This window comes from Microbacterium yannicii (assembly GCF_024055635.1).
In the GTDB taxonomy this organism is placed as follows: Bacteria; Actinomycetota; Actinomycetes; order Actinomycetales; family Microbacteriaceae; genus Microbacterium; species Microbacterium yannicii.
Window position 1 is genome coordinate 12,310 of the sequence record NZ_JAMXMB010000027.1, and the last position, 16,699, is coordinate 29,008.

The following is a 16,699-nucleotide window of genomic DNA, read 5'->3' on the forward strand; positions in this document are numbered from 1 at the left end:
CGCTGGTGCGTGTACGGATAATTACACCCGTGTAGTTCACGGAGGTCAAGTCGCAGATACTAAACGCTCAACCAACTCTTGAACCTTCACGACGCGCCGACGGCGTGTCGCGCTGTCATAACGGTCCGATGAGAAAGCGCGGGGGTGAGCCCATTCAGCGCCCCGGGAGGGCGATGAACAGCTCACCCTCGCCCGTCACGCGCAGTCCGCCCTCGTCGGGAGTGACCAGCACCGCAGCCCCCGGAACGAGCACGCTCGCGCTGCCCGACGCGAGTCCGGCCACCTCGGGAGCACCGTCCGTGGCGACCGCGATCGCCGGTCCCGCCAGCGTCACGTCGACGCCGTCCGCCGCTGCGGTGACGGCGAGAAGGGCGAAATCCTCGACCGGCACGTCGTACTGACGGATGCCGCGACCCAGCGTCCGCGCATGGATCACCGGCGGCACCCCCGGGGTCGGGTCGAGCACGCTCACGAGCTCGCTCGCATCGACCTGCTTCGGGGTCAGGCCGCCGCGCAGCACGTTGTCGCTCGCCGCCATCAACTCGACGCCGAGTCCGTCCAGGTAGGCGTGCAGCACGCCGGCGGGAACGAACAGCCCCTCCCCGCGGCGCAGTGTCACGAGGTTCATGAGCAGGGCGACGACGATGCCCGGATCACCCGAGAACCCCGCGTCCAGCGTGCGCGCCAGTTCCAGCTCCGCGGCGAACTCGTCGGACTCGCCCGCGACGGCGGCGGCGATCACGTCGCGCGCGACATCGGCGCCGTCCGACAGGAGCCAGCCGATGACGGCCGAGAGCGAGGCATCCGGTTCCGCCAACCGCTCGGCCAGCGGCGCGGCGCCCGGGCCCAGCGCGGCGATGAGGCGGCGCGTCGCGTCGAGCTCGCGCAGTCCCGCAAGCGCGCGGAAGGTCTCGCTCAGCGCGACGATCAGCTCCGGCTTGTGGTTGTCGTCGCGGTAGGTGCGCTCGGCGGCGTCCCGCGGGATCCCGGCGGCCTCCTCGCGCGCGAAGCCGGCCTCGGCCTGCGCCTTGGAAGGGTGCGCCTGGATGGAGAGAGCGGATGCCGCCGCCAGCAGCTTCAGCAGATACGGCAGCGGGCCGTCGATCCCCGACGCGGCGCCGTCGTCGGCGATCCAGCGGTCGAGCGTACGACCGTCCCACGTCTCGGCAGGGTCGCCCGGGTGATCCCCGAACCACACCTCCGCCTCCGGATGATCGGCGGGCTCTCGCCCCTCGAGATCGGCCAGCAGAGACGTCGAGCCCCAGGCGTAGTCACGGGGCTCGTTGGCGAGTGGGATCAGCACCCGAACAGCCTAGCCAGCGGGCCGGCATGCGGCTCTCGCCGGCGCCGCGTGCAGGCGTTCCGTCTCCCCCGTTCCTCTCTCATTCAACGAACGGATTCGGCGAGGGACGCACGGTACCCTGAGTGCGATGGCCGTCCACTCGAAGCACCCGGCGTCGGCACCCCCGGGACCGCCGGTCCGCGAGAAGACCGGCCACCTCATGCTGCGCGGCTGGTGCATCTTCGTGCTGTTCATGTCGTTGTCGGGCACCGCCTGGGTGCACGCGTTCGGCGAGCTCACCGCCACCGTCATCACGATCGCCGGCGGTCTGCTGTCGGTCGTGCTGTGGATCGTCCTGCGCCCACCCGTGCAGTGGCGGCGCCTGCCGTGGTTCGTGGTCGCCTACGTCGCCTGGGCCACACTGTCACTCGCGTGGTCGGCGTGGCCGGCGGCGAGCGCGCTCACGCTGCTGCTGCTCTGGATCACCACGGTGCAGGCACTGTTCATCGGCACCGTGCTGACGTGGCGTGAGCTTGTGCGAGCGGTGGCGTCCGCGCTCAAGTGGGTCATGGCGCTGTCGATCCTGTTCGAGCTCTGGGTCGCCGTCTTCATCGGGGAGCCGATCCTTCCGGGCTTCGTCGTCGCCGAGGCGGACGACCCGATCGAGTACTGGTCGCGCAACAACCTCTTCGACTTCCCGGGGCGGCTCCAGGGGATCATGGGAAACGCGAACCTCCTCGCGCCCGTCGCGCTGCTCGCGATCATCGTGTTCGCGATTCGCCTGGCCTCCGGAGCCCCGCGGCGCACGTTCCTGTGGATCTGGATGGCGCTGTCGGTCTATCTCTTCTTCCGCGCCTCCTCCGCCACCGCGTATCTGGCGGCGGCGGCCGTCGCGGTCGTCCTCGTCACCGTGCTGCTCATGCGCACCGCCACCAGGCCCGGAGAGCGCACCAAGTACTACGTCGGCTATGCGGCCGTCGGCATCGGCGGCCTCCTGGCGCTGTGGCTGGCGCGGGACGCCATCTTCACCGCCCTCGGCCGCAGCGCCGACCTGACCGGCCGCGAGGGCATCTGGGAGGCCGTGCTCGCCCGGGCGGCGGAACGCCCCTGGGTGGGCTGGGGCTTCGCGACCCCGTGGGTGCCGTCCGATCCGGCGTTCGACAAGTGGATCATCGACCACGGCCAGACGGTCATGCAGGCCCACAACATGTGGGTCGACGTCGCGATGCAGCTCGGCATCATCGGCGTCGTGCTGCTGGCGCTCCTCTACTTCGCTTTCGTGTGGCGGGCGTGGTTCTTCGCCGTCGACCGGCCCCGCTGGGACCTCCGGGCCGACCGCCCCTACTCGCCTCTGACGCTGCTGCCCACTCTCGTGGGTGCGATCCTCCTCGTGCAGGGCCTCGCGGAGTCGACTCCCCTGCTGCTGTGGGGTTGGCTCTTCGTCGTCATGCTCGGCGCGAAGATCAAGCAGTCGCCGCACGTCGGGGTGGGCCCCGCCGAGCAGAGCGCCGCGATCGAGCGCGGCGATGCCGTCGACAGCGACGAGTCCGCACCCCGCGAGCCCGGCGGGCGGCGCCGCGGGCGCGCACGGCAGGCACGCGGGCGCGCCGCCGACGCCGAGCCGAGCGCGACCCCCGGCGCCACCGCCGTCGCCGAGGGCGACCTGGCAGGGCACGACGCGTGACCGACACGCCGCGCCCCGCACCGCCCGGGTGGCTGGGTGCACTGCTCGACTCGGCCTCCTTCGCACGCGCCTTCACGCTCGTCGTGTTCGCCACTGTCTTCTCGGCGTACGCGATCGAGCGGATCGCCGGCCACGTCACCTACGTCACCATCGTGGCGGGGCTGTGCGTCCTCGGCGCGGGTGTCATGGTGGCGCGCAGGCGTGAGATCTCGCTGCTGAGACTGGTGCCGACGACCGTCCTCGTGTTCGTCGGGTGGGCGCTGGCCAGCATCGCCTGGAGCGGCGACCCCGCCACATCGTTCTGGAGCTGGGTATCGATGGCGGCGCTCGCGTTCCTCGCCGTCGTCATCGGCCACGTGCGCGACACCCTGCAGACCGTCCGGGCGCTCGGCGACGTGCTGCGCGTGCTCCTCGGCGTGTCGCTCGCGCTCGAACTGCTGTCGGGGATCCTGCTCGACATCCCCTTCACCTTCCTCGGCATCCAGGCCAACATCGCGCAGCTCGGTCCCGTGCAGGGCATCTTCGGCACGCGCAACCTGCTCGGATTCGTCGCCGTGATCGCGCTCATCACCTTCCTGATCGAGTACCGCACGCAGTCGGTGCGACCGGGGCTCTCCGTAGCATCCGTGGTACTGGCGGGCGGCATGGCCGCGCTCAGCGACTCCCCCACCGTCGTCGTGCTGGCACTCGGCGTCGGGCTGGCCGTCGGAGCCCTCGCGCTGGTGCGCCACGCCCAGGCGGAGCGCCGCGCAGGCCTTCAGCTCGCCCTCGGTGCCCTCGTCGTCGTCGGCGTGTTCGTCGGCTACGTGGCGCGGCATCCGATCATCGCCCTGCTCGGCGCCGGCACCGACTTCTCCATGCGCGTCGAACTCTGGAACTTCATGGTCGACATCCTCCGCCAGAGACCCGTGCAGGGGTTCGGGTGGTTCGGTGTCTGGGACCAGCAGGAGTACCCGTTCAACGCCATCAACTTCTGGCTCCGCACCGACCACGCCACCGGCCTCAACGCGTACTTCGACGTCGCCCTGCAGCTCGGCTGGGTCGGCCTGGTGCTCTTCCTCGCGCTGTCGGCGCTGGCGCTGGCCCGTTCGTGGCTCGTGGCCGGCGAACGCCGCTCGGTCGTCTACGCCTGGACGCCGCTCGTCCTCGTCACGATCCTCATCGACTCCATGTTCGAGAGCTTCGCCCTGACCGGCCTCGGCTGGCTGATGCTCGTCCTGTGCGCGGTGCGGGCGGGCCAGTCACGTTCCTGGCGCGAGAGCCTCGGCAGCGGTGGCACGGATGCCGGTGGCGCAGGCGCTGCGGACGGCGCCGGGCTGCCGCACGCCCAGGGAGACGAGGGGGCGGCAGGGTAGGCTTTCCTCCGGCCCGACGTCTCGGCGCCCGCCGCCTTTCTCCGGAGATCAGCCCCGTGACCCACGTTCCGTCCGCCTCCGTGCAGTTCGATCCCACCACCGCGACCATCGCGGTCGTGACCTACAACCGCTCGGGCCTTCTCACCCGCCTGCTCACGAGCATCACCGAGATGGACCCGAAGCCGGGACACATCGTCGTGATCGACAACGCCTCGACCGACGACACGACCGATGTGGTCGAAGCGTTCCGCGAGCGCCTCGAGCCTGCGACGCTCGTCTACCGCCGCATGGAGACCAACACCGGTGGCTCGGGCGGCTTCAGCGAAGGCATGCGCGTCGCGTACGAGCTCGGCTCGCAGTGGATCTGGCTGATGGACGACGACGTCGAAGTGCTGCCGGACGGTCTCGCGAAGATGGGCAAGTGGGCGCCCCGGTTCAAGAGCATCCAGGGCCGTCGGTACGACTACGACGGCAGCGCCTTCTACTGGCAATACCGTGTCGCAGAGCCCCTGGCCATCCCGATCCCCTTCGCGCCCGCAGAGTTCGACGACTCCGGCTACAAGCCGATGAACTCGGGATGCTTCGAGGGCATGTTCATCCACCGCGACATCGTTCAGCAGATCGGCCTGCCCGACCCCCGGTTCTTCATCTACTGGGACGACCAGATGTACGGCTGGCTCGCCTCGCGCAAGACGAGGTCCGTCATCGTCGACGAGTTCGTGCTGCGCCGCACCCGCGAGATCAAGCAGTGGGACATGGGCATCCGTCACATGAATGCGTCGAGCAACGCGTACCGCTACTACATCATGCGCAATCGGGCATACATCAAGAAGTACTACCGCACTCTCGGCGTCTACAAGCCTGTGCTCTTCGGCCTGGGGACGAGTCTGACGTTCGGCAAGGAGTTGATTCGTCTGCTGTTCGTCGAGCGAACGGTGCGCGGCACGTCGCACCTCTTCCGGGGCCTGCGGGACGGACGCAGGATCGCGAAGGATGCCTCGTGGCAGCCGATGCCGCCGCTCCGGGCGGCGACCGCTCCCGCCTGAATCGGACGCCAGTCGGCTTCAGTCGGCGAAATGCCAAATCGCGCCCCTCAGCGCCGCACTCGGACCGCTGGCCAGCCAACGGTCCGCCACCTCCGTGCCGGACTTCATGGATGGACCGAGTCACTGCTCCCCGCGGCGCGGGTCTCTTGGTTCCGCTACGTGGTCGTACCCCAATGAACCTCGAGCTGGCGACCCGCAACGGCACACCATCGCTGCGTCTCATTCACCACAGGCCTCACAGATAGACAGCGGCCGAAGGATGAGGCTGTCGACTTCGCCTCAGTTCGCTGCCGTTGCCCTCCCTGAGTCACCATGGACGGGTTCTGAACACCCGTTCGGCAACCTGGTCGCAGCCGCGTGGGTTTCGTAGTCTCCGCCATGCCAATCCGAGATCTCGGACATCACTGCCGCAACGCGAGTGTGTTCGGGATCCGCGCGAAATTGTTCGAACGCACGCCTGTCCACGAAGGTTGCCTCCTGGACGAGTACCCGCCCTTTTCGAACGTCAACCGAGTGTTCGATGCGCTAGGACTCGATACCAGCAAAGGCGGCGAAAACCGACAGAGCTTCCGCTGCGCGATCGATCGCGCCTTCCGTCACGTGGTCGTGAATGCGGAAGAGGACGATGTGGCGGTAGGCCATGCGGTTATGCGCGGAGGGTGTCGGCGTGGTTGCGGTACCAGGCGACGGTGCGGTCGAGTCCGTCTTGCAGGGTGATTTTGGAGGTCCAGCCGGCGTCGGTGAGTTTGGAGACGTCGAGTAGTTTCTGCGGGGTGCCGTCGGGTTTGGTGGTGTCCCAGTCGGTGTCACCGTGGAAGCCGACGACGTCGGCGATGGTGTCGGCGATCTGCCGGATGGTGACGTCGGTGCCGGTGCCGACGTTGACCTGTTCCGGTCCGTCGTAGTGCTCGAGCAGGTGCAGGACCGCGTCGGCCATGTCGTCGGAGTGTAGGAACTCACGCCGCGGTGTCCCGGTGCCCCAGTTCGTCACCGATCCCGCCCCGGTCTTCGCGGCCTCGTCGTAGCGGCGGATCAACGCGGGGAGGACGTGGGAGCCGGTCGGGGAGAAGTTGTCGTTCGGTCCGTACAGGTTGGTGGGCATGGCGGAGATCCACGGCAGCCCGTACTGGCGGCGGACGGCCTGGATGTTCAGGATCCCGGCGATCTTCGCGATCGCGTACGCGTCGTTCGTCGGCTCCAGGTGCCCGGTGAGGAGGGAGTCTTCCCGGATGGGCTGTTCGGCGTACTTCGGGTAGATGCACGACGACCCTAGGAACGCGACCCGCTCCACATTATTGGCGAGTGCCGCGTCGAGCACGTTCGACTGGATTCGCAGGTTGTCGCTGAGGAAATCGACCGGGTAGGTGGAGTTGGCGAGGATGCCGCCGACCTTCGCCGCGGCGAGCACGAGGTAACGGGGTTTGATCTCCCCCAGGTAGTCGAATACGGCGTCGCGGTTCTTCAGGTCCAGTTCCGCGGACGTCTTGCCGACGATGTTCGTGAACCCCGCCGCCTGGAGTCGGCGGACGATCGCGGAGCCCACCAGGCCGCGGTGTCCGGCGACGTAGAACGTCGCGTCCCGGTCCAACTCCGCCGGGGTGTAGTCGACGCCGTCGGTCGCGGTCACTTGATCACCAGGTCGGGGGCGGTCGTCCACGAGCTGAGGGTGACGGTGTCGATCCATTCCGGGCCTTCTTCCAACGCTTGCACGTCGGCGTCAACCATCAGCCTGGCCAGTTCCTTCCCATGCACACCCGGCGTCCAGCCCAGCTTGTCGGCCGCCTTCGACGGGTCGCCGATGAGGGCGTCCACCTCGGTGGGCCGCAGGTAGCGTTCGTCGAAGCGGACGTACTCCTGCCAATCCAGCCCGACGTGACCGAACGAGGTCTCCAGGAAGTCGCGGATCGTGTATCCGACGCCGGTGGCGAGCACGAAGTCCTCGGGCTCGTCGACCTGCAGCATCCGCCACATCCCCTCGACATACTCTGCCGCGTACCCCCAGTCCCGGATCGAGTCCAGGTTCCCGAGGTACAGGTCCTTCTGCCGGCCAGCTTTGATGCGTGCGACTGCACGGGTGATCTTGCGGGTCACGAACGTCTCACCCCGCCGCGGCGACTCATGGTTGAACAGGATCCCGTTCACCGCGAACATGTCATACGCCTCACGGTAGTTCTTCGTGATCCAGAAGCTGTACAGCTTCGCCGCCGCATACGGCGACCGCGGATAGAACGGGGTGGTCTCCGACTGCGGCGGCGGCGTCGCCCCATACAACTCCGACGTCGACGCCTGATAGAACCGTGTATCGATGCCCGACAGTCGCACCGCCTCCAGCAGCCGGATCGTGCCGGTTCCAGTGGTGTCGGCGGTGTGCTCCGGCTCATCGAACGACACCCGCACATGCGACTGCGCCGCCAGGTTGTACACCTCGTCCGGATTGATCTCCGCCATCAGCGTCACCAGACGGGCGCCATCACTGAGATCCCCGTAATGCAGGAACAGCTTCGCGTGCGGGTCATGCGGATCCACATACAAGTGATCAATCCGAGACGTATTGAACGTCGACGCCCGACGAATCAAACCATGAACCTCATACCCCTTACGGAGCAGCAACTCCGCCAGATACGAACCATCCTGACCAGTGATACCGGTGATGAGTGCCGTCTTGTTCATTAGCGCTTTCAGTGTCGTTGATGCGTCACGTGGAAGCATCGAAGTCGAGATCAAGCCTACCGGTCCAACTCTGTCGAGCAGCAGGGCCCGGGGCGACTGGCCCAGCCTCATCCTTACCGACAACTTGCGTTGACGGTTCAAGGCAAAAGCCCGCGGATCCTTAGACGCCCGTGGGGTAGTCCGCGTTGTAACGGTCAAGCACTTTGCCGATCGGGGCATCCATCGCCAGCCGGTGCTTGTCGAGGTAGAGCCCTCGCGTGCAGAAGCGACGCAGGTCGCGTTCGCTGTGTGAGACAAAGAAGAGCGTGCGCCCATCGGCGAGCAGTTCGTCGATGCGCCGGTAGCACTTCTCTCGGAACGCCTTGTCACCCACGGCGAGCACCTCGTCGACCAGCAGGATCGGCTCTTCGAGTTGCGAGACGACGGCGAACGCAAGCCGCACCTTCATGCCGTTGCTGAGGTGCTTGTAGGGCGTGTCGATGAAGTCCTCGAGTTCAGCGAAGTCGATGATGCCGTCGAAGCGTCGCGAGACCTCGGCCTTCGACATCCCGTGCAGACCGGAGGTGAGCCGCACGTTCTCGCGTACGGTGAGATCCCCGACGAACCCGCCTGTGATCTCTATCAGCGGAGCCACGCCGCCGTTGACCGAGACCGTTCCTTCGTCGGCAAGGAGAACTCCGGCGACGAGCTTGAGGAGCGTCGACTTGCCCTGCCCGTTGCGCCCGACGACGCCGATCGATTCGCCCGGTTTCACATCGAAGCTGACGTCGCGCAGCGCCCAAAACTCCCCCGGCTTCGCGCGTCGAGACGAGTCGGAGAACAGGTCCTTTATATTGCGGCGGCCGCGCCGGTTGCGGCGGAAGCGGACGCCGAGATCCTGCACCTCGATCGCGAGATCGGATGCCGTCATCACAGCTCCTTCAACATGGGACGTTCGAGCCGTCGGAAGACGGCGACGCCGAGGGCGAGGAAGAGGAAGGACATGACCGCGCCGATGCCGATGACCCACGGATCCCACTCCTCCGCGAAGAACCCGACCCGATAGAGGGCGAAGATCCCGGAGAGGGGATTGAATGCGGCGAGCGTCTCGAACACGCCTGGCAGGTCCTCCACGCCGTAGATCACCGGTGAGGCATAGAACAGCGCACGCAGGATGAGCTTCGTCGTCCGTTCCAGATCGGCCCAGAGCACACAGAGGGGGGCGACGAGAAGCCCCAGTCCCACCAGGAGAACAGCCTGCAGGCAGACCGCGACAGGGATCCACAGCAGACCCCAGTTGAGCTGAGCCGGGGCCTTGGTGAGCTCGGAGACGATCACGAACATTGCTAGCACCGGCAACGAGCACAGGAACTCGATGCCCTTGCTGAGCACGATGCGGTTGACCCAGATGGAGCGAGGTATTGCGGTCGATCGGACGAGGCGTGCGTCCTTGTTGAACGCGCGTGTGAAGTCCGAGACCGACGAGTTGAACCACACCCACGGCAGCAGCGCTGTGATGAGGAACACGATGTAGGGCTCGTGGCCCACCGTGCGTTGGAACACCTGCGTGAACACGAACCAGTAGATAGCGCTCATGACGAGCGGGTCGAGGACCGACCACAGATAGCCGAGCGCGCTCGTGGAGTAGCGCACCTTGAGGTCGCGCGCTGACAGCAGCCACAACGAGTGGAGGTAGCGCCGGGCGGATCCGGGAGCGCCGACGGCGGCTGTTGTCACGGAGATGAGTCTAGTTCGCAGGGACGAGCGATCCGTCCGCAAGCCCTGGGGCGAAACACGATCCTCCCGCGGACGCAGCTTCGCCACCCGCGAGGCCCCTGGAGCACGGCCGGGGGATGAGGTGACTCGGGAGTGCGCACCGCTGACGACCAGGCGATCGCGTCGGGGCGCTCCGTCCGTGGATCTCGCGCGGACGCGTCTCGTCCGGATCGAAACCGTGTAGGACGGCGAGGTGGACGCCTAGGATCACAACCCGTCTAGTGCCGCGGCGAGGTCCGGGGCAAGCATTCGTACGTATTGGAGGTTCAAATGGTCGGGATCGAAATAGACCGGCACTCCGCCCACGACGGCATAGCACTTCTGTGCGTCGCAGAATCGGTCTGTCAGATCGACGACGCCAATGCCGGGTCGGGCGATGCGACTACCGGCTATCACGATGGGGTCGGGCGGCTGCGCCTCGGAACGAGGTCGTGCACAGACGACCGGATCCGCCACGTTGAGCAGGACACAGTCGGTGCTTCGCACTTCGGCGTTGAAGGGCGGGTCGGCGATTCCGATGACGCGGACGCCTGCGTCCGCCCATTGAGTCCAATCCTTCATCAGTCCATCGACGAACTGATCCGCCGAAGGACGGCCGGATCCGTCATCGACGAGCTGCAAGCGGGCTGCCATCGCCGTGAAGACGATATCCGGCCTTGCATCGAGGATCGCGGCGGACACATTCCGCGACCACTCACGACAGGCAGCGGCGTCGCTAGGCGCCGCTGGTGAACGAAACCCGACGAAAGCGACGTCCGCCACCGGGCATCCACCCAGATAGCTAGTCGTCACGCGCCAGCCGCGCTCTCGTGCGAGTTCGAAGACGGCGCCCTGCCACTGTTGCGCGTGGGAATCGCCGACGAGCCAGACATCCTCTGAGGGAGTGTCGGGCCGTGAGAAGTCGCAGACGACGTGCTTGAGTTCGCGGCCGCCCGCCATCCGCGGCGACTCCGGCTCGCACTCAGGCGGAGCGTAGTAGTACTCGTTCTTCTTGGTCATCACTGCTGACGCGGGGGGGCCAAACGGATCCGTGCAGGTTTCAGCGTCGGCCAGCGCAGCGGGCCCGACGCATGACCCCGTGGACACCGGTAGTTCCGGCGAGTCCGAAGCGCTTTGCACCTGATAGCCGACGAACAGCGCGCCGGCGAGCGCCATTACTGTCGCCATTCCGGCGAGCATCAGGGACACCGACCTGCGCGTCGACGTGCTCCAGAACCTCCAAGTCCGACCACGGTCCTCGACGAGGAGCTTCGTCACCCAGGCAAGGGCGAGAGCGACCGCGAGCACGCTGATGCGGATCAACCCGGAGAGTTCGCGCTGCAGCGCGAACGGGGCAACGACGATCAGCGGCCAGTGCCACAGGTACAGCGAATAGGAGACTCCACCCAACCACTGCACCGGCATGCGATCGGTGACCCACGAGTGCCAGAGGCGCGTGTGCGCTGTGCCTGCCGCAATGATCGCCACGGTGCCGACGACGGGCAGCAGCGCGGCAACTCCGGGGAAGGGAGTCTGCGATCCGTACAAGAAGACCGACACGCCGATTGCCGCGAACCCGAGAAGCGCCACGATGTTGGCCCCCAGGCGCGGCATTCGGATACGTGCTCCGAGTACGGCGATCGTCCCGCCCGCAGCGAACTCCCACGCGCGGGTGAAGGTAACGAAGTACGCCTGATGCGGGGCAGCCGCGGTATAGACGACGCTTGCGGCCAGCGAGACCACGAGGATCCCGACAAGGACCGTCACCACCGTCCTGGTCAGGGCGACGCGTCTGCCGCGCCACGCCAGCGCCGCCAGGGTCAGCACGATCAGCACCGGCCAGATCAGGTAAAACTGCTCCTCAACCGACAGCGACCAGAAGTGCTGCGCGACGCTGGCCGAGTCGTTCGCTGCCGAGTAGTTGACGGACAGGTTTGCGAGCAGCCAGTTCTCCACATAGCCGGCGCTCGCGGCGATCTCCGCAGCGTTGCGCTCCCAACGCGGGTATGGGAGGAACACCCACACCAGCACCGCGGAGATCGCGAGCACCAGCAGCGATGCCGGCAGCAGCCTGCGGATGCGGCGCGCGTAGAACGCACCAAGACGGATTCGCCCGGTCCGGGTGGCCTCACCCACCAGGTGACCGGTGATCAGAAATCCGGAGATGACGAAGAAGACGTCGACACCGACGTAGCCGCCCCTGACGTACGTCGGCCACAGGTGGTTGAGCACCACCGCCCCGATCGCGACCGCGCGCAGCGCCTGGACGTCGAAACGGAAGCGCCGCACCTCGCGCGCGCCCGAAGGGGTCGCGAGGGCGACGTCGCCAGCGCTGCGGGTGCTCACGCGAGCTGGTTGTTCCACATCGACAGCGCGGAACCGATGGCCATGTGCATGTCGAGGTACTGGTAGGTGCCCAGGCGGCCGCCGAACAGCACGTCCTGCTCGCCCTTCGCCAGCTCCCGGTAGGCGACCAGGCCAGCGCGGTCCTCGGGCGTGTTCACGGGGTAGTACGGCTCGTCCTCGCGTGACGCAAAGCGCGAGAACTCCCGCATGATCACGGTCTTCTCGGCGGGATAGCGGTCCGCGCGCTCCGGGTGGAAGTGCTTGAACTCGTGGATGCGCGTGTACGGGATCCCGGAGTCCGCGTAGTTCATCACCGGAGTGCCCTGGTAGTCGCCGATCTCGAGCACCTCTTGCTCGAAGTCGAGCGTCCGCCAGGACAGCGCGCCCTCGGCGTAGTCGAAGTAGCGATCGACGGGGCCGGTGTAGACGACCGGCACCTGACCCACTGTCGCCTGCTTGTTGAGCAGCTGCGACTCGTCGAAGAAGTCGGTGTCGAGCTTGACCTCGATGTTGGCGTGGTCGGCCATCCGCTCCAGCCACGCGGTGTACCCGTCGGTCGGCAGGCCCTCCCACGTGTCGTTGAAGTAGCGGTTGTCGTAGTTGTAGCGGACCGGGAGTCGGCTGATGACCTCGGCCGGCAGATCCTTCGGATCCGTCTGCCACTGCTTCGCGGTGTAGTCGCGGATGAACGCCTCGTACAACGGGCGCCCGATGAGCGAGATGCCCTTCTCCTCGAGGTTCGCCGCCTCCTTGGCGTCGAACTCCCCCGCCAGCTCGTGCACCAGCGCTCGGGCCTCGTCTGGTGAGTAGGCCGACTGGAAGAACTGGTTGATCGTGCCGAGGTTGATCGGCATCGGGAACACGACGCCGTTGTGGTTCGTGTACACGCGGTGGACGTAGTTCGTGAACGTCGTGAAGCGGTTGACGTACTCCCAGACCCCAGGGTTCGAAGTGTGGAACAGGTGCGCACCGTAGCGATGCACCTCGATTCCGGTCGTCGGTTCGTCCTCGCTGTACGCGTTGCCGCCGATGTGGTGCCGGCGGTCGATCACGGTGACCTTGCGGCCGGACGCCGCGGCCCGCTCGGCGATCGTGAGGCCGAAGAAGCCGGAGCCGACGATGAGAAGATCCATAGTCCTCAGTGTTTTCGTTTCATCTGGGGGAAAGCGCGCCTCGCACGGCGCGCAGCACCCTAGGGTACCTGTGCCGGCTGTGCGACCCTCGTCAGTCGCGGGTGAGGTACTCGGCGAGCGTCGCGTCGGCCGACCGCGGCGCGTAGCCGGTCCGCTCGATCTTCGACAAGTCGAGCACGCTGTTCGCGGGGCGGGGCGCCACGGGAGCCGCCGCCCCGGCGAAGTACGCGGCCGTGCTCACACCGGTAACCCGGGCCGGGTCGTGACCCTTCAGCTCGAACACCCGGCGCGCGACGTCCGCCCAAGAAGTTGCCGCGCCTGACCCCGTCATGTTGTAGATGCCGAACGGAGCGCCGGATTCGAGGAGGTGCCGGATGCACCCGGCGATGTCGGCCGTGAAGGTTAGGCGGCCGACTTGGTCCTCGACCACATCGGGGTCAACCCCGCGCTCGGCGAGCGCGGCCATCGTGCGTACGAAGTTCTTGCCCCCTCCGACCACCCACGAGGTGCGGACGATGTAGTGCCGCGCGAGCGACGCCACGACCGCGTCCGCCGCAGCCTTGGTCTGCCCGTAGACGCCCAGCGGTGCGAGGGCGTCATCCTCACGGTAGGCGCGTTGGAGCGTGCCGTCGAAGACGTAGTCGCTCGAAACGTGCACGAGCGTGATCCCGTGCTCGGCGGCCACCCGCGCCAGCGCGGCGACGCCGCTGACGTTCGCCGCCCAGGCCGCGCGACGCCCGTCAGCCGTCTCGGCGGCGTCGACCGCGGTGTATGCGGACGCGTTGATGATAGTTCCGTAATCCCGCCAGCGCCTCAAGAAGGGGAGCTGCGGGTCGGTTAGGTCGAGCTCCGCCCGCGAGGCGAACTCCACGTGACTGGCTCCAGCGAATTGCTCACGCAGTGCGATCCCGAGCTGCCCATTTGCCCCGACGACGAGAACTTTGCGAGCCGGCACCGGCACCGCCTCGGTCAGGCGCGGGTGGCCCCGATCCTTCGCGGAGATCTCGGCCTCACGCAGGGGGATCGGCCATTCGATCGCCGCGGTCTCGTCGGCCAGATTTAGGAACGAGTAGGAGGCATCCGGCGACCAGTGGTCGTTGACGAGATATGTGTATGCGGTGTCGGGCTCGAGCGTCTGATAGGAGTTGCCCACGCCGCGCGGGACGAAGATCGCGCGCGACGCGTCAAGCTCCGCCGTGAAGACAGTGCCGAACGACGGACCCTCGCGCAAGTCCACCCAGGCCCCGAAGATGCGGCCGGTGGCGACAGACACCCACTTGTCCCAGGGCTCCGCATGGATGCCGCGCGTAGTGCCGACGGCGTCGTTGAACGAGATGTTGTTCTGCACAGGCCCGAAGTCGGGCAGCCCTGCAGCGGCCATCTTCTCCCGCTGCCAGTTCTCCTTGAACCAGCCCCGAGAGTCTCCGTGAACGGGCAATTCGAACACGAGCATGCCGGGGATCGGGGTCTCCGACGCGGTGAGAGACTTGCCGAACTCCGCCATCACTGCCCCTTCGACGCGTAGAACGCCTCGACGCCGTCCTTGGCGCCCGCCCACCACGACTCGTTGTCGCGATACCAGGCGATCGTCGCCGCAAGACCAGCTTCGAAGTCCCCGTAGCGCGGCGCCCAACCGAGCTCTTCGCGAAGACGTGTCGAATCGATCGCGTAGCGCAGATCGTGACCGGCGCGATCGGTGACGTGATCGTACGCGTCGGCGGGCCGGCCCATGAGCTCGAGGATCAGCTCGACGACGTCCTTGTTGTTCTTCTCACCGTCGGCGCCGATGAGGTAGGTCTCGCCGATGGCGCCCTTGTCGAGGATCGTGAGGACGGCCGCCGAGTGGTCGTCGGCGTGGATCCAATCGCGGACGTTCTCGCCCCGCCCGTAGAGCTTGGGACGGACGCCCCTCAGGACGTTCGTGATCTGCCTCGGGATGAACTTCTCCACGTGCTGGTAGGGCCCGTAGTTGTTGGAGCAGTTCGAGATGGTAGCTCGTACGCCGAACGAGCGCACCCAGGCGCGCACGAGCAGGTCACTGCCCGCCTTGGTGGACGAGTACGGCGAGGAGGGGTTGTAGGGCGTCGTCTCGGTGAACCGGGCCGGGTCGTCGAGCTCGAGGTCGCCGTAGACCTCGTCCGTCGAGATGTGGTGGAAGCGGCGATCGTGGCGGCGGGCCGCCTCGAGCAGCGTGTACGTGCCGACGATGTTCGTGTCCAGGAACGGCCTGGGGTCGTGGAGCGAGTTGTCGTTGTGCGACTCGGCGGCGTAGTGCACCACGGCATCCACCTTGCCGAACAGATCATCGACGAGCGGCGCATCGGTGATGTCGCCCTTCACGAACGTGACGCGATCCTCCGGCAGTCCGTGGAGCGAGGCGAGGTTGCCGGCGTACGTCAGCGCATCGAGGACCGTGACCTCATGGTTCGTGTGCTCTAACACGTGGTGGACGAAGTTTGATCCGATGAAACCCGCGCCTCCGGTGACAAGCAGCTTCGACATCAGCGTCCCCTCTCCAGGGTCTCGAGCAGGTACGTGCCGTATCCGGACTTGACGAGCAGCCCGGCGCGCTCGCGAAGCTCGGCGTCCGAGAGGAACCCCTGGCGCCAGGCGACTTCCTCCGGCACCCCGATGCTGAGCCCGGTGCGGCGCTGGATGGTCCGCACGTACTCCGCGGCATCCGTCATCTGGTCGAACGTGCCTGTGTCCAGCCACGCCGTCCCCCGCGGAAGCACTTCGACTCGCAGCTTCTCGCGCTCCAGGTAGGCCCGGTTGACGTCCGTGATCTCGTACTCGCCGCGCGGCGAGGGGGCGAGGCCGCGCGCGATCGCCACCACATCGTTGTCGTAGAAGTAGAGGCCCGGGATGGCGAAGTTGCTCTTGGGTACCGCCGGCTTCTCCTCCAGCGAGACGGCACGGCCCTCGTCGTCGAACTCGACCACACCGTACGCAGCCGGCTCGGCGACCCAGTAGGCGAAGACGGCGCCGCCGTCGATGTCCGCGTACCGCTTGAGCTGCGCGCCGAGGCCGGGTCCGTAGAGCAGATTGTCCCCAAGCGCGAGGGCGACGCCGTCGTTCCCGATGAATTCGGCACCGATGGTGAAGGCCTGTGCCAGACCCTCAGGCGACTCCTGCTGGGCGAACTGAAGACTGATGCCGAACTGTGATCCGTCTCCGAGCAGGCGTTCGAAGGCCGGCGCATCGTGCGGCGTCGTGATGACCAGGATCTCGCGGATCCCCGCCAGCATGAGAGTCGACAGCGGGTAGTAGACCATCGGCTTGTCGTACACGGGGATCAGTTGCTTGGATACTCCGAGAGTGATGGGGTGCAGTCGAGTTCCCGAGCCGCCGGCGAGGATGATTCCCTTCATAATCGTCGATTCTTCCATGGCACGTGGTGGTGCGCCGGCGCGGGTGTCCTCCCTCGAACGGGCGCACAGGCTCGCCGA

The 16,699-nt window shown here is 66.9% G+C and carries 13 protein-coding genes; 3 read left to right on the top strand and 10 right to left on the bottom strand.

Features of this window, described 5'->3' with window-relative positions; translation table 11 throughout:
- Positions 1–154 precede the first annotated feature (154 nt).
- Positions 155–1,303, bottom strand: coding sequence for a mannose-6-phosphate isomerase, class I (gene manA / locus NCG93_RS11025; protein ID WP_194414101.1), 1,149 nt, complete (start codon positions 1,301–1,303; stop codon positions 155–157).
- A 127-nt stretch (positions 1,304–1,430) separates the two neighbouring features.
- Between manA and NCG93_RS11030 the strand changes: the two genes are divergently transcribed.
- From NCG93_RS11030 to NCG93_RS11040, 3 genes are read left to right on the top strand one after another with little or no spacing between them, the layout of a single operon-like run.
- Positions 1,431–2,966, top strand: coding sequence for an O-antigen ligase family protein (locus tag NCG93_RS11030; protein ID WP_194414102.1), 1,536 nt, complete (start codon positions 1,431–1,433; stop codon positions 2,964–2,966).
- Complete coding sequence (locus NCG93_RS11035) at positions 2,963–4,321, top strand: O-antigen ligase family protein (protein WP_194414103.1); 1,359 nt, start codon at positions 2,963–2,965, stop codon at positions 4,319–4,321. The genes NCG93_RS11030 and NCG93_RS11035 overlap by 4 nt, the downstream gene beginning before the upstream one ends.
- 56 nt (positions 4,322–4,377) lie before the next feature.
- Complete coding sequence (locus NCG93_RS11040; protein WP_194414104.1) at positions 4,378–5,367, top strand: glycosyltransferase family 2 protein; 990 nt, start codon at positions 4,378–4,380, stop codon at positions 5,365–5,367.
- 646 nt (positions 5,368–6,013) lie between these two features.
- Here NCG93_RS11040 and NCG93_RS11045 read toward each other — a convergent pair.
- From NCG93_RS11045 to rfbA, 9 genes are all read right to left on the bottom strand, one after another.
- Positions 6,014–6,994 (bottom strand): GDP-L-fucose synthase family protein, encoded by a 981-nt coding sequence (locus NCG93_RS11045; protein WP_252787517.1) that lies wholly within the window; start codon positions 6,992–6,994, stop codon positions 6,014–6,016.
- Positions 6,991–8,037 carry a GDP-mannose 4,6-dehydratase gene (gene gmd / locus NCG93_RS11050; protein WP_194414106.1) on the bottom strand — a complete coding sequence of 349 codons (1,047 nt, stop codon included), beginning with the start codon at positions 8,035–8,037 and terminating at the stop codon, positions 6,991–6,993. Before gmd ends, NCG93_RS11045 begins: the two co-directional genes overlap by 4 nt.
- A gap of 160 nt (positions 8,038–8,197) precedes the next feature.
- A complete protein-coding gene (locus NCG93_RS11055; protein WP_194414107.1) occupies positions 8,198–8,947 on the bottom strand; it encodes an ABC transporter ATP-binding protein in 750 nt (249 codons plus the stop codon).
- Positions 8,947–9,753, bottom strand: coding sequence for an ABC transporter permease (locus NCG93_RS11060; protein WP_194414108.1), 807 nt, complete (start codon positions 9,751–9,753; stop codon positions 8,947–8,949). Before NCG93_RS11060 ends, NCG93_RS11055 begins: the two co-directional genes overlap by 1 nt.
- A gap of 246 nt (positions 9,754–9,999) precedes the next feature.
- Positions 10,000–12,117, bottom strand: coding sequence for an acyltransferase family protein (locus tag NCG93_RS11065; protein WP_194414109.1), 2,118 nt, complete (start codon positions 12,115–12,117; stop codon positions 10,000–10,002).
- Positions 12,114–13,250 carry a UDP-galactopyranose mutase gene (gene glf / locus NCG93_RS11070; protein ID WP_194414110.1) on the bottom strand — a complete coding sequence of 379 codons (1,137 nt, stop codon included), beginning with the start codon at positions 13,248–13,250 and terminating at the stop codon, positions 12,114–12,116. Before glf ends, NCG93_RS11065 begins: the two co-directional genes overlap by 4 nt.
- Positions 13,251–13,341: 91 nt before the next feature.
- Complete coding sequence (locus NCG93_RS11075) at positions 13,342–14,754, bottom strand: sugar nucleotide-binding protein (protein ID WP_194414111.1); 1,413 nt, start codon at positions 14,752–14,754, stop codon at positions 13,342–13,344.
- Positions 14,754–15,752: a dTDP-glucose 4,6-dehydratase gene (gene rfbB / locus NCG93_RS11080; protein WP_194414112.1), complete on the bottom strand. Its 999-nt coding sequence runs from the start codon at positions 15,750–15,752 to the stop codon at positions 14,754–14,756. Before rfbB ends, NCG93_RS11075 begins: the two co-directional genes overlap by 1 nt.
- The gene (gene rfbA / locus NCG93_RS11085) at positions 15,752–16,621 is read right to left on the bottom strand and encodes a glucose-1-phosphate thymidylyltransferase RfbA (RefSeq protein WP_194414113.1); all 870 of its coding nucleotides are present in this window, start codon (positions 16,619–16,621) and stop codon (positions 15,752–15,754) included. Before rfbA ends, rfbB begins: the two co-directional genes overlap by 1 nt.
- Positions 16,622–16,699: the final 78 nt, after the last annotated feature.

Coding starts and splice junctions, on each gene's coding strand:
- NCG93_RS11030 (WP_194414102.1), top strand. CDS start 1,431: ATGGCCGTCCACTCGAAGCACCCGGCGTCGGCACCCCCGGGACCGCCG.
- gmd (WP_194414106.1), bottom strand. CDS start 8,037: ATGAACAAGACGGCACTCATCACCGGTATCACTGGTCAGGATGGTTCG.
- NCG93_RS11055 (WP_194414107.1), bottom strand. CDS start 8,947: ATGACGGCATCCGATCTCGCGATCGAGGTGCAGGATCTCGGCGTCCGC.
- glf (WP_194414110.1), bottom strand. CDS start 13,250: ATGGATCTTCTCATCGTCGGCTCCGGCTTCTTCGGCCTCACGATCGCC.
- NCG93_RS11075 (WP_194414111.1), bottom strand. CDS start 14,754: ATGGCGGAGTTCGGCAAGTCTCTCACCGCGTCGGAGACCCCGATCCCC.
- rfbB (WP_194414112.1), bottom strand. CDS start 15,752: ATGTCGAAGCTGCTTGTCACCGGAGGCGCGGGTTTCATCGGATCAAAC.
- rfbA (WP_194414113.1), bottom strand. CDS start 16,621: ATGAAGGGAATCATCCTCGCCGGCGGCTCGGGAACTCGACTGCACCCC.